This window comes from Mycobacterium sp., assembly GCF_035314905.1.
Lineage (GTDB): Bacteria > Actinomycetota > Actinomycetes > Mycobacteriales > Mycobacteriaceae > Mycobacterium.
In genome coordinates this window covers 1-11,349 of the sequence record NZ_DATFYW010000230.1, presented here as the reverse complement: position 1 = coordinate 11,349, position 11,349 = coordinate 1, and the positions used below count along the sequence as shown (strand labels likewise).

Annotated in this window: 12 protein-coding genes, 2 pseudogenes and 1 riboswitch; of the genes and pseudogenes, 9 read left to right on the top strand and 5 right to left on the bottom strand. The window is 66.9% G+C overall.

Going from position 1 to position 11,349, the window contains the following annotated elements; genetic code table 11:
• Nucleotides 1-210, top strand: a 210-nt coding sequence (locus VKG81_RS20025) for a hypothetical protein (protein WP_324398469.1), incomplete at its 5' end; no start/stop codon positions are given.
• 85 nt (nt 211-295) lie between these two features.
• Here VKG81_RS20025 and VKG81_RS20020 read toward each other — a convergent pair.
• Nucleotides 296-595, bottom strand: a complete 300-nt coding sequence (locus VKG81_RS20020) for a hypothetical protein (RefSeq protein WP_324398468.1) — start codon at nt 593-595, stop codon at nt 296-298.
• 30 nt (nt 596-625) lie between these two features.
• A riboswitch (SAM riboswitch) is annotated at nt 626-738 on the bottom strand.
• A gap of 223 nt (nt 739-961) precedes the next feature.
• On the opposite strand from VKG81_RS20020, the pseudogene VKG81_RS20015 reads away from it, so the two are divergent.
• From VKG81_RS20015 to VKG81_RS20005, 3 genes and pseudogenes are all read left to right on the top strand, one after another.
• Nucleotides 962-1,204 (top strand): annotated as a pseudogene (locus tag VKG81_RS20015) (GNAT family N-acetyltransferase); the annotation flags it as partial.
• A gap of 554 nt (nt 1,205-1,758) precedes the next feature.
• Complete coding sequence (locus VKG81_RS20010) at nt 1,759-1,971, top strand: hypothetical protein (RefSeq protein WP_324398467.1); 213 nt, start codon at nt 1,759-1,761, stop codon at nt 1,969-1,971.
• Nucleotides 1,972-2,349: 378 nt separating this feature from the next.
• Nucleotides 2,350-2,658 carry a DUF3303 domain-containing protein gene (locus tag VKG81_RS20005; RefSeq protein WP_324398466.1) on the top strand — a complete coding sequence of 103 codons (309 nt, stop codon included), beginning with the start codon at nt 2,350-2,352 and terminating at the stop codon, nt 2,656-2,658.
• Between the two features lie 124 nt (nt 2,659-2,782).
• Here the strand turns inward: VKG81_RS20005 and VKG81_RS20000 are convergent, their stop codons facing one another.
• Both VKG81_RS20000 and VKG81_RS19995 read right to left on the bottom strand, forming a co-directional pair.
• On the bottom strand, nt 2,783-3,028 hold the full coding sequence (locus VKG81_RS20000) for a hypothetical protein (RefSeq protein ID WP_324398465.1): 246 nt from the start codon (nt 3,026-3,028) through the stop codon (nt 2,783-2,785).
• 49 nt (nt 3,029-3,077) lie between these two features.
• Nucleotides 3,078-3,674 carry a type II toxin-antitoxin system PemK/MazF family toxin gene (locus VKG81_RS19995; RefSeq protein ID WP_324398464.1) on the bottom strand — a complete coding sequence of 199 codons (597 nt, stop codon included), beginning with the start codon at nt 3,672-3,674 and terminating at the stop codon, nt 3,078-3,080.
• Between VKG81_RS19995 and lepA the strand changes: the two are divergent.
• A pseudogene (lepA, locus tag VKG81_RS19990) lies at nt 3,641-5,627 on the top strand (translation elongation factor 4). The gene VKG81_RS19995 and the pseudogene lepA overlap by 34 nt on opposite strands.
• A gap of 16 nt (nt 5,628-5,643) precedes the next feature.
• Nucleotides 5,644-6,321, top strand: coding sequence for a sensor domain-containing protein (locus VKG81_RS19985; protein ID WP_324398463.1), 678 nt, complete (start codon nt 5,644-5,646; stop codon nt 6,319-6,321).
• 78 nt (nt 6,322-6,399) lie between these two features.
• Here the strand turns inward: VKG81_RS19985 and VKG81_RS19980 are convergent, their stop codons facing one another.
• Nucleotides 6,400-8,391, bottom strand: a complete 1,992-nt coding sequence (locus VKG81_RS19980) for a glycoside hydrolase family 15 protein (protein ID WP_324398462.1) — start codon at nt 8,389-8,391, stop codon at nt 6,400-6,402.
• 65 nt (nt 8,392-8,456) lie between these two features.
• Complete coding sequence (locus VKG81_RS19975; RefSeq protein WP_324398461.1) at nt 8,457-9,635, bottom strand: FAD-dependent oxidoreductase; 1,179 nt, start codon at nt 9,633-9,635, stop codon at nt 8,457-8,459.
• 100 nt (nt 9,636-9,735) lie between these two features.
• Between VKG81_RS19975 and VKG81_RS19970 the strand changes: the two genes are divergently transcribed.
• The 3 genes from VKG81_RS19970 (at nt 9,736) to VKG81_RS19965 (ending at nt 11,296) form a co-directional block, all read left to right on the top strand.
• Nucleotides 9,736-9,930 (top strand): hypothetical protein, encoded by a 195-nt coding sequence (locus tag VKG81_RS19970; RefSeq protein ID WP_324398470.1) that lies wholly within the window; start codon nt 9,736-9,738, stop codon nt 9,928-9,930.
• Nucleotides 9,931-10,056: 126 nt separating this feature from the next.
• Nucleotides 10,057-10,149: an Ms4533A family Cys-rich leader peptide gene (locus VKG81_RS21605; RefSeq protein ID WP_414685343.1), complete on the top strand. Its 93-nt coding sequence runs from the start codon at nt 10,057-10,059 to the stop codon at nt 10,147-10,149.
• Nucleotides 10,150-10,258: 109 nt separating this feature from the next.
• Nucleotides 10,259-11,296: a sulfate ABC transporter substrate-binding protein gene (locus VKG81_RS19965; protein ID WP_324398460.1), complete on the top strand. Its 1,038-nt coding sequence runs from the start codon at nt 10,259-10,261 to the stop codon at nt 11,294-11,296.
• The last annotated feature ends 53 nt before the right edge of the window (nt 11,297-11,349 follow it).

The following is an 11,349-nucleotide window of genomic DNA, read 5'->3' as shown; positions in this document are numbered from 1 at the left end:
GGCATCATGGTCGATTTTCTTCATCTTGACCTTCCCACTATCCACGGCGCGCCAGTCATCCATCGGCTCCTCCTACGCTCCGGGCATGCGTCAGGCACGTCAGTTTCCCGTCAGGAAGCTCGCCCAGACGACAAGGTTCGGACTCCGGTGGTGGCGGGAGATCAGGGCGATGTTCGCGACTACAAGCGCAGGTCACCGGCCATTGCTTGAAGCGCCGTGCAAACCCACAGCGCGGGCACGGGCTATGCAGATGTTCGTGCGTATTGCCCCTAACGCTAACTCCCATTCATTTCTCCTATAGCTCTTGTCGGCGAAGGGCAGCTTTCAGATGGTCGAACCTGTGGCTGCGCGCCAACCAAAAGTCGGCATTGTTGTTGTGCTCACGGTGCCGCTCGATGTCGGCCTCGTCGGTGGTGGCGGGCCAAAACCCAAACTCGTCGGCCAGCTCGCGCAGCAATGCCATGTCGAGCGGCGGTGACGTGCTACCCGACGACGCTGTGCCTTCGGGTGGGCCGATGGCGGGTCCGCGCGGGTTCTTGGCGGCCTCGCGGTCGGAGGGACGGTCGCGGTCGCCGTTCGGCTTGGTGTCGGTCATTGCCCGTCCCTCATTCGGGCCTCCCGGCGGGAGGCGCTCTTGCCGTCACCGGTTGGTGTCGGTCGCTTCGTCATCCGAGCCACCCAGCGAGCGTGGGGTTGGCGTGCCGTCCAGTCGGAGCTTGGCGACGGCGTCTCGTGAAGGGGCTTCAGTATAACGGGGAGAGCCAGGAAGAATGAGGCCGTGAATATCGTCTACGTCGCCTCATGGGTGCGCATTGGCGGTGGGGTGAATCTTCGCGGCCGCTCTCTCGTCCGCCTGCTCGCCAGCGGTTAGCTATCCCAAAGATACCGCGATGCACGGAGGTACCGGGTAACCTCGATTTACCTGCATATTCGCAGGTCACGCATAGCGAGGACGGCTGGCAAACCGCACTGGTACCTGGCCGTGATCGGCAGCGACCCGTCGGTGCGTGGCAAAGGATTCGGGCAGGCGCTGATGGCCTCCCGGCTCGACCGGGTCGACGCCGGGCACGCGCCGGCGTACCTGGAGTCGACCAAACCCGACAACGTCCCCTACTACCAGCGGTTCGGCTTCGAGGTCACCGGCGAGATCGTGCTGCCGAACGGCGGCCCGACGATGTGGCCGATGTGGCGACAGCCACGATAAGCACGATAGGGCGGTGGTGGCGACAGCCGGTCATCTCGCGCGGGCGCCCAGGGCTGAGTCCTCAACGATGGAGTCCATTGTCCATTATTTGCCTGGCATGGATGATCCCGGTCAATCGATCGATTAAATACCTGCCCTACACCGCTGGTGCGCCGCAGAATACGCATGTGCGCCCGCCCTTACTCACGCGGCGTGCGTCAGCTTCGGCCGGCAACCGCCGCGATCGCGACGCTGATCGATCCTCCCGCTCCAGCCGGCCAAGCGGCGCCACAGCCGGCGGCGGCCTTGTAACCGCCGTTAGCGCAACCGGCAACGACGTCGGCTCGACCCTGTCGAAGATCGCTGCCGGGCTCACGGGAGGCTCGGGCCACGCACCCAAGCACGCCACGTGACAACTCTATTCAGCTACCTGGTCAGAGGGCGAAAATCCGGTTGAAGTGCAACAAAACATCACGGTAGTTCACATGAGTTATCTATAACTGTGGCCAGACCGTGGCCACGGTGTGGCCACGGCGCTGCCCCCAACTCGACGAGCGCGCTGCGACCATCACAACATGACCGACTTCAAGGCGGCCGTAGACACCGCCCGCTGGTTCACACCCTTCAGGATGGTGTCGGAAGACCCGCTGCGCTACGAGTTACGCCTCGCCACCGAAGAGCCCACCTTCGGCCGGATGCAGGAGCATCTGAGGGAACAGGGGTGGGTCGAGGAGAGCGAGGGCCTCTGGGCGCCGCCCGACGACGCCGCGGGTCGGCACCGCGCATAGACGCCAGGGAAGGGACATCAGTGCGGCCCGTCATCCTGCTTGGGTGGCGGGCCGACGCTTAAGTTATGGAGTCCGTCGCCCACGTTGTCTCGATGTGAACAGGCTGCGGATCCTTCGCCATTCGGCTGTAAGCGACGCCGCCTGGGAGCATACCGTGATCAACGGGGACATTTACCTCTAGTACGCGGTCCACACGGACACGGTGAGCGCCGTCGATCATGAATGGTCCAACGACCTCAGTAACTTACGATCCTGACAATTTTTTCATTCTGACGCTTGCCTGAATGTCGAAGCGTATGTTTCGGAAGCTGGCAGTTACCTCTACGCGTGTTTTCCGCACCAGAAACCGGTGCAGGACCCTATCCCTAGGAGGAATCAATGAAATACATGGTTTCCTGGACGTTCCGGCTCGGCGGCTCCGCGAGTGAGAATGAGGCCGCCGCCAAACGCATCCTCGCGCTGTATTCGAAGTGGACGCCGCCGAAGGGCACGACGTATCACCAGTTCCTCGGCCGCGCCGACGGCAACGGCGGGTACGCGGTGATCGAGACCGACAACCCGACCGAGCTGGCCGACGTCGCCACGTTCGCGCCGTTCGCCGAGTGGCAGATCCAGCCCGTCCTGGACATCGCCGAGGCGGTCCAGATCGCGACCGAGGCCATCAAGTTCCGGGACTCGATCGGCTGAACCGCGATACACACTAAACGCGGGGCGAGCAGCACCCAATCACGCTGTCCTAAAGCACGCCCGCGCCGGTAAGGCGGCGCGGCCCGCGCGCCGAGGAACACCCGCGCGGTAAACCGTCGGCCCGTCATCCTGCTTGGGTGGCGGGCCGACCCCGTTCATTCTGTTTGGCGATCGAGGTCGTCAAGACTGTCGCGCGCGACGTCGGTCCGGAATATTTCTGCGGGTTCTCGATCTTATCGAGTTCCCACGCCACCTCTTCGTGTTTGCGAAAGCAGTAGTCGTACCAGGCTTGCTCTATTGCCGCCTCAGAGCCGCCTTGTTGGAGGTCATCGAGTCGGTTCTGTGTGCGGTCGGCCTCCGCCTGCCACATACCCATCTCGCGCGCAAGCAGGTAACGGTGCGACAGCCACGAGTGCCCGCTAGCTCCACGAGTACTCGGCCCGCAGCCGCGCCGCGACCCGCTCGAACGTCTCGCGGGCCACGATCGCGCCCTCGCGCCGGATGCCTTCCTCAGGCACGTCGAGCACCCGGTCGAGCCGCACCCAGCTGGCCCGGCCCTCGTAGTCCCAGCTGCCGGAGCCGATGCCGATCCAGTGCGGTTCGCCCTGGTGTTCCCGGCTCGACAGCATCAACCCGAGCAGCGTGCGGCGATCCCGGCCGACGACCAGCACCGGACGGTCCTTGCCGCCGGACGGGTCGTCCTCGTAGACCACCCACGTCCAGACGATCTCGCCCGGATCGGCGCGGCCGTCGAGGTCGGGTGAGTACACCACCTTCCGGGCCCGATGCGCGGTTGGCACGCTGTGGTCGGTCACCGGGCGGCCGGTGGCGATGGCGGGAGCCTGCTCTGCCGCGCCGGCGATCGCTTCCAGGCCGATCCGGATGCCTTGCTGGATCCCCCGCTGCAGGGAGGGCGAGTTCTGCAGCTGCCGGATCAGCTTGGGGCCCTCGTTGAAGACGAGGTTTTCCGCGACTTTCCCCAATCGCCGCTGCAACGTCTTCCACTGCGACGCCATGGCAAAAGCATAGGCGAGGCGGCCCGGGCGCGATTGTGAGCGAAGGGGTCCACCTCGATACCCTTGATGGGAGATCAATCCCGCGAGACACCCTTTCACCTGGAGATTCCCATCAGCAGCTTCGCCGACCAGACCTTCACCGCGCCGGCGCAGATTCGCAACTTCTGCATCATCGCCCACATCGACCACGGCAAGTCGACCCTGGCCGACCGGATGCTGCAGCTCACCGGCGTGGTCGACGAGCGCTCGATGCGCGCCCAGTACCTGGACCGGATGGACATCGAGCGCGAGCGGGGCATCACGATCAAGGCGCAGAACGTGCGGCTGCCGTGGCAGGTCGGCGGCACCGACTATGTTCTGCATCTGATCGACACTCCCGGCCACGTCGACTTCAGCTACGAGGTGTCGCGGGCGCTGGAGGCGTGCGAGGGTGCGGTGCTGCTGGTGGACGCCGCTCAGGGCATCGAGGCGCAGACGCTGGCGAATCTGTACCTGGCGCTGGACCGCGACCTGGCGGTCATCCCGGTGCTGAACAAGATCGACCTGCCCGCCGCCGACCCCGACCGGTATGCCGCGGAGATCGCCCACATCATCGGGTGCGAGCCCGGCGACGTGCTGCGGGTCTCCGGTAAGACCGGCGAGGGGGTGCGCGAGCTGCTCGACGAGGTGGTGCGCCGGGTTCCGCCGCCGCGGGGCGACCCCGACGCGCCGGCGCGGGCGATGATCTTCGACTCGGTCTATGACATCTACCGCGGTGTGGTCACCTACGTCCGCGTTGTGGACGGGAAGATCCTGCCGCGGGAGCGGATCGCGATGATGTCCACCGGCGCGACGCACGAGCTGCTGGAAGTCGGCATCGTCTCACCCGAACCCAAGCCGGCCGCGGGCCTCGGCGTGGGCGAGGTCGGCTACCTGATCACCGGAGTGAAGGACGTGCGCCAGTCCAAGGTGGGCGACACCGTGACCACGGCGCGTCATGGCGCCGCCCGGCCGCTGACGGGCTACCGGGAACCGAAGCCGATGGTGTATTCCGGGCTTTATCCGGTGGACGGGTCGGATTATCCGGACTTGCGTGACGCTCTGGACCGGTTGCGGCTCAACGACGCCGCGTTGGCCTACGAGCCGGAGAATTCGGTGGCGCTGGGATTCGGTTTCCGCTGCGGCTTTCTCGGGTTGTTGCACATGGAGATCACCCGCGAGCGGTTGGAGCGCGAGTTCGGCCTCGACCTGATCGCCACGTCGCCGAACGTGGTCTACCGGGTGGTGCTCGAGGATGGTACCGAGAAGACCGTGACGAACCCGTCGGACTGGCCGTCGGGCAAGATCCGTACCGTCTACGAACCGATCGTCAAGACCACGGTCATCGCGCCCAGCGAATTCATCGGCACGATCATGGAGCTCTGCCAGTCCCGGCGCGGCGAGCTGGGCGGCATGGATTACCTGTCGCCGGAGCGGGTCGAGCTGCGCTACACGATGCCCCTGGGCGAGATCATCTTCGACTTCTTCGACTCGCTGAAATCGCGCACCCGCGGCTACGCGAGCCTCGACTACGAGGACGCCGGCGAGCAGGAGGCCGATCTGGTGAAGGTCGACATCCTGCTGCAGGGCGAACCGGTCGACGCGTTGAGCGCGATCGTGCACAAGGATGCGGCGTCGGCCTACGGCAACAAGATGACCGCCAAGCTCAAGGAGCTGATCCCCCGCCAGCAGTTCGAGGTTCCGGTGCAGGCCGCGATCGGCTCGAAAATCATTGCCCGAGAGAACATTCGGGCGCTGCGCAAAGACGTGTTGTCGAAATGCTATGGCGGAGACATCACCCGCAAGCGCAAACTGCTGGAGAAGCAGAAGGAAGGCAAGAAGCGCATGAAGACCATCGGCAGGGTCGACGTGCCGCAGGAGGCCTTCGTGGCGGCGCTGTCCACCGACGCGGCGGGGGACAGGTCCAAGAAGTAAGAAGCGAGGTGACGCGGTGCGGCGGTTGGCTGGGGCGTTTGCCTGCGGGGCGGTCGGCGTGCTGGTGGCCGGTTGTGCCCACACCGTGGGCGGCACGGCCCAACCGGCCGATCGTGGCGGCGGCGCCACGCCGGGCGGCGGCCTCGACGCCGTCCTGCTGAATGCCGACGAGGTCAACACGATCATGGCCGCCACGGGGATCCGGGTCGTCGAAGCCTCCCAGGACATGCAGAGCACCACCGAGAACGTGTCCCGGCCGGACTGCCTCGGGGCGTTGTACAACGCCGAGGATTCGGTCTATCAGGGCAGCGGCTGGACCGATGTGCGCGATCAGGTGCTCCAGGAGCCCGGTGACGACAACGCCCACTGGGTGGAGCAGACCGCCGTCGGGTTTCCCGGCGCCGGCCCCGCACAGGCGTTTGTCGGCTCCTCCCTGAGCAGTTGGTCGCACTGCTCGGGCAAAGAGGTGGCGCTCACCAGCGGCGCCGACGTAACCCGTTGGGAAATAGGCGATCTGATCATCAGCGGCCGGACCATCAATCAGACCGCGCTGCAACAGGGTGCCGGCGGATGGGGTTGTCAGCACGCGCTTTCGGCGGTGTCGGCGGTCGTGATCGAGGCGACGGCGTGCAGCAACGACGTCGCGGACCAGGCGGTCACGATCGTCGACGAGATGTCGGCGAACGTGTCGTAATGCCGCGGTCGACCGGCTGCGCGCCGACTACGACGCGGCGCCCTCGCTGACCACGCGGAGGCCGGGCGGTGACCGTTCCTACATCGGCGCGTTGGCCGGGACGAACACCCCGGTGCTGTCGGCTTCCTCCTCGGCGCGGATGACGTGCACGACGGCGTTGATCAGCGCCAGGTGGGTGAACGCCTGCGGGAAGTTGCCCAGGTGCCGGCCGGTGCGGGTCTCGATTTCCTCGGCGTAGAGATCCAGCGGGCTGGCGAACGAGAGCAGCCGCTCGCACAAGTGCCTGGCCCGGCTGATCTCACCGATCTCGACCAGCGCCGACACCAGCCAGAACGAGCAGATCGTGAAGGTGCCCTCTTCCCCGGACAGCCCGTCGTCGGTCTCCTCGACCCGGTAGCGCAGCACGAGTCCGTCCTTGGTCAGCTCGTCGGCGATGGCCAGCACCGTGTTGCGCACCCGAGGGTCGTCGGGTGGCAGGAACCGGGTCAGCACGGCCAAAAGCAGTGACGCGTCCAGCGCGTCGGAGCCGTAGCGCTGGGTGAGCACGCCGCGGGAATCCACGCCGTGCTCCAGCACGTCGGCCTTGATCTCCTCGGCGATCGCGCGCCACTGCTGGGCGTAGCTCTTCTCGCCCTGCAATTCGGCCAGCTTGGCGCCGCGGTCCAGCGCGACCCAGCACATGATCTTCGACGACGTGAAGTGCTGGGGCTCGCCGCGCACCTCCCAGATGCCGCGGTCGGGTTCGCGCCAGTGCCTGATCGCCTCCTCGACCTGGTTCTTCAGCACCGGCCACAGCGCCTCGGGGATCTGCTCGCGCGACTTGGCGTGCAGATACACCGAGTCGAGCATGGTGCCCCAGATGTCGTGCTGCTGCTGGTTGTACGCGCCGTTGCCGATGCGCACCGGCCGCGCCCCGTCGTAGCCCGACAGGTGGTGCAGTTCCTCTTCCTCGAGGGTGCGTTCGCCGCCGACGGCGTACATCACCTGCAGCGGGTGGCGCTCGCCGTTGTTGGCGCCCGCCACGTCGGCGATGAACGAGAAGAAGTCCTCGGCCTCGCGGTCGAGACCCAGCGTGTAGAGGCCCCACAGCGCGAACGTCGAGTCACGCACCCACGCGTAGCGGTAGTCCCAGTTGCGTTCGCCGTGCGGGGTTTCGGGCAGCGACGTCGTGCTGGCCGCCAGCAGCGCGCCGGTCGGCGAATATGTCAGGCCCTTCAGCGTCAGCGCGCTGCGCTGCAGGAACGACCGCCACGGGTGGTCCGGGAAGTCGCCGATGTTGATCCACTGCCGCCAGCATTCGCTGGTCTTCCACATCTTGTCGGCGGCCTCGTCATACGTCTGCGGCGCCGGGTGCTTCGACCAGCTCAGCGCGACGAACACGTTGTCGCCCTCGGTGAGCCGGGTGCGTGCCCGCGCCTCGCGGCCTTCGAGCCCGATGCGCAGGTTGGTCGTCAGCTTGAGCTTCGGGTGCTGGTCGGGATCGCGGTTGGCCCGTGCGATCGCCTCCCCGTACGCGGCCGCCGAGTACTCCCAGCTGGCGCTGATCCGGTGGTAGTCGAAGGAGGGCTCGCAGCTCATCACCAACTCGACGGTCCCGCTGACGCACCGCACGGTGCGCAGCAGGATGTGCTCGGCGTCCCAGTCCATCGGGGTGCGGCGGTGGGTGCGCGAACGTGTCTCGATGTCGTGCCAGGGGCCCATGACCAGGGTGTCGCGGACGATGATCCACCCGGTGTGGGTCTGCCACGTGGTCTCCAGGATCAGGCTGCCCGGTAGGTAGCGGCGCGCCGCCGGCACCGACACCCCGTACGGGCCGAGGCGGAAGTGCCCGGCGGCGCGGTCGAGGATGGCGCCGAACACGCTCGGCGAGTCGGGCCGTGGCACGCACAGCCACTCGACGGCGCCGTTGGACGAGGTCAGGCAGGTGTTCTCACAGTCCGACAGGAACGCGTAGTCGGCGATCGGGGGGAACGGGTTGCGGGTCGATGAGCTCTGGATGTATGGGACCGGACTGGTGACCGCAAACGGGGGTTCGGTCGCCTGCTGGGCGGACTCCGGGCTCAGGACCATTCAGCCATCATCGACCGCGCAAGCGTGTTCCGTCCACTTAACTGGGGCGTGTTTGATGACGTTCTTCATCGCCTGGCGAACGCGGGCGCGTGTTCGGGCAGCGGGCCTATCGCGACCGTGTAGGCGGCCAGCGTGCGCAGCCCCGGCAGCTTTTGCACGGTCCGGACCGCCCGCGGCGGCGCCGGTGGGTGGGCGGGCAACACGTCCCCGTTCACCGCGGCCGCGATCACGCGGGCGTGGATGGCACGTTGGATGGCCTGGATCAGCACCGTCGGCAGCCACCGCCGGGCCTGCACGCGCGCGAGCTGCGACGTGCTCACGTGCCCGCCACGCAGCGGCCCGGCCAGCAGGGCGGCGGCGGCGACCGCGTCGGCCACCGCCAGGTTGATGCCGACGCCACCCACCGGCGACATCGCGTGCGCTGCGTCGCCGATCAGCAGCAGCCCGCCGGTGTACCAGCGGCTGAGCCGATTGAGTTGCACGTCAAGAAGTTTCACCTCGTCAAACGACGCCAAGGTGTCCACCCGGTCGCCCAGCCAACCCACCAGCACCGTCAACTGCCGCCGCAGCGCGTCGAGGCCCTCCCTGCGCATCGCCGCGTCGGCGCCCTTGGGGATGATGTAGGCGATCTGGTAGTAGTCCCCGCGGTCGATCACCGCGCAGCCGTGGCCGGCCTGGAACACGCCGTTGAGTCCGTGCGGGTCGCCGTCGTGGCGCGGCAGCCGGAACCACCACACATCCATCGGCGCGCCGAAGTTCTTCGGCCGCAGGCCCATGGCCGACCGCAGCGTCGACGAGCGGCCGTCGCACGCCACGGTCAGCACCGCCCGCATCTCGCGGGTGTCGCCGCCGGCGTCGCGATAGCTGACCCCGACCACGCGTCCGGCCTCCCGCAGCGGGGAAAGCACCTCGGTGCTGCGCATCAGCCGAAACGTGGGCTCGGATTCGGCTGCGGTGGCCAGCAATTCGAGGAAGTCCCATTGTGGCACGAGCGCGATGTGCTTGTGCGGGCCCGGAATTCGGTGCAGATCGATGTCGATCGGCACGCCCTGCACCTCCATGTGGATCGTGTCGATCATGCGGTGGGGCATCTTTGCGAATTCGCCGCCCAGGCCCAGCTCGTCCATTAGCCGCAGGGTGCTGGCGTGCACGGTGTCACCGCGGAAGTCGCGCAGGAAGTCGGCGTGTTTTTCCATCACGGTCACCGGCACCCCGGCGCGCGCCAGCAGCAGGCCCAGCACCATGCCTGCGGGCCCACCTCCTGCGATCGCGCATGTGGTGGAATCCGCGGCGGCCGGCACACCCCACTATCTCACGTTGGCGGCCGGCGCCTACTCTGGCCGGATGGCCGGCTTTCTGAGTTGGTGGGACGGCGTGGAGCTGTGGCTCTCGGGCCTGGGCTTCGTGCTGCAGACCATCGTCGTGATGCCGGTCGTGCTGGCGCTGGCCTATGGCATCGCGGTGCTGGGCGACGGGGTGCTGGGCCGGGGCATCCGGCTGTTGCGGCGGATGCGCCACGGTGACCCGACCGGATTGTGAGCGGTTTGCCCAAGTCGCGGGTGACGCTGATTCTGGTGATCCTGGTGCTGCTGGTCATCGTGACCTGGCTGCTTAGCCACTAGCCGCCGACGAGCAACCTGGTAAGACTCTGTTAGGCTTCGCGCCATGCGAACAGCGACCGGCAACAAGGGCTGCCACATATTGGCGCTCATTGCCGTGGGTGATTGCGCTGTCGCCGATGTGCACTGTTGTCGCTGACGCATTCCCGTGCGCGGTGGCTGTCAATCCACTGACATGTTGATCGATCGCCTTTCCCGCGATACGGGTCGAGTCCTGCCGACCATCGCAGAGCAACGAAAGGTCTTCCATGTACACGATCGGCACCTCCGCGCATAACTGGCGGTCCGCCGCCGCGCTCGCGTTGACCGCGGCTGTGGTTGCCGCCTGCGGTGGCGGCTCCAGCGACGTCGCCGGGGGCGGCGCCCAGCAGGGTGCGAGCACCACGCTCACCCTGGTGGCCTACTCGGTCCCCGAGCCGGGGTGGAGCAAGATCATCCCGGCGTTCGCTGCCACCCCTGACGGCAAAGGCGTTGCGGTGACCACTTCCTACGGTGCGTCGGGCGACCAGTCCCGCGCCGTGGTCGACGGCAAGCCCGCCGACATCGTCAACTTCTCCCTCGAGCCCGATGTCACCCGCCTGGTGAAGGCCGGCAAGGTCTCGCCGCAGTGGAATGCCGACGCCACCAAGGGCATCCCGTTCGATTCGGTGGTGACCCTGGTCGTGCGCAAGGGCAACCCGAAGAACATCAAGGACTGGGACGACCTGTTGCGGCCCGGCATCGAGGTGGTCACGCCCAGCCCGCTGAGCTCCGGGTCGGCCAAGTGGAACCTGCTGGCGCCCTACGCCGCCAAGAGCAACGGCGGCCAGGATCAGCAGGCCGGGCTCGCCTACGTGCAGCAGCTGGTCACCGGCCACGTCAAGGTGCGCCCCGGGTCCGGGCGGGAAGCGACCGACGTGTTCGTGCAGGGCACCGGCGACGTGCTGATCAGCTACGAGAACGAGGCGATCAACACCGAGCGGCAGGGCAAGCCGGTCGAACACATCACGCCGCCGCAGACGTTCAAGATCGAGAACCCGGTCGCGGTGGTCAGCACCACCCAACACCTGAACAAGGCCACGGCGTTCAAGAACTACGTGTACACCACCGACGCGCAGAAGATCTGGGCGCAGGCCGGGTTCCGTCCGGTGGATCCGGGGGTGGCGGCCGACTTCGCGGCCGACTTCCCGGCGCCCCAGAAGCTGTGGACCATCGCCGACCTCGGCGGATGGGACACGGTGGATCCGCAGTTGTTCGACAAGGACAACGGAAGCATCACGAAGATCTACAAGCAGGCCACCGGATGACAGCTGCGCTAGAACCGAATCCCGAGGCGATCAGGCCCGAGCTCGCCGAACCC

Coding starts and splice junctions, on each gene's coding strand:
- VKG81_RS20020 (WP_324398468.1), bottom strand. CDS start 595: ATGACCGACACCAAGCCGAACGGCGACCGCGACCGTCCCTCCGACCGC.
- VKG81_RS20010 (WP_324398467.1), top strand. CDS start 1,759: ATGACCGACTTCAAGGCGGCCGTAGACACCGCCCGCTGGTTCACACCC.
- VKG81_RS20005 (WP_324398466.1), top strand. CDS start 2,350: ATGAAATACATGGTTTCCTGGACGTTCCGGCTCGGCGGCTCCGCGAGT.
- VKG81_RS20000 (WP_324398465.1), bottom strand. CDS start 3,028: ATGTGGCAGGCGGAGGCCGACCGCACACAGAACCGACTCGATGACCTC.
- VKG81_RS19995 (WP_324398464.1), bottom strand. CDS start 3,674: ATGGCGTCGCAGTGGAAGACGTTGCAGCGGCGATTGGGGAAAGTCGCG.
- VKG81_RS19980 (WP_324398462.1), bottom strand. CDS start 8,391: ATGGTCCTGAGCCCGGAGTCCGCCCAGCAGGCGACCGAACCCCCGTTT.
- VKG81_RS19975 (WP_324398461.1), bottom strand. CDS start 9,635: ATGGTGCTGGGCCTGCTGCTGGCGCGCGCCGGGGTGCCGGTGACCGTG.
- VKG81_RS19970 (WP_324398470.1), top strand. CDS start 9,736: ATGGCCGGCTTTCTGAGTTGGTGGGACGGCGTGGAGCTGTGGCTCTCG.
- VKG81_RS21605 (WP_414685343.1), top strand. CDS start 10,057: ATGCGAACAGCGACCGGCAACAAGGGCTGCCACATATTGGCGCTCATT.
- VKG81_RS19965 (WP_324398460.1), top strand. CDS start 10,259: ATGTACACGATCGGCACCTCCGCGCATAACTGGCGGTCCGCCGCCGCG.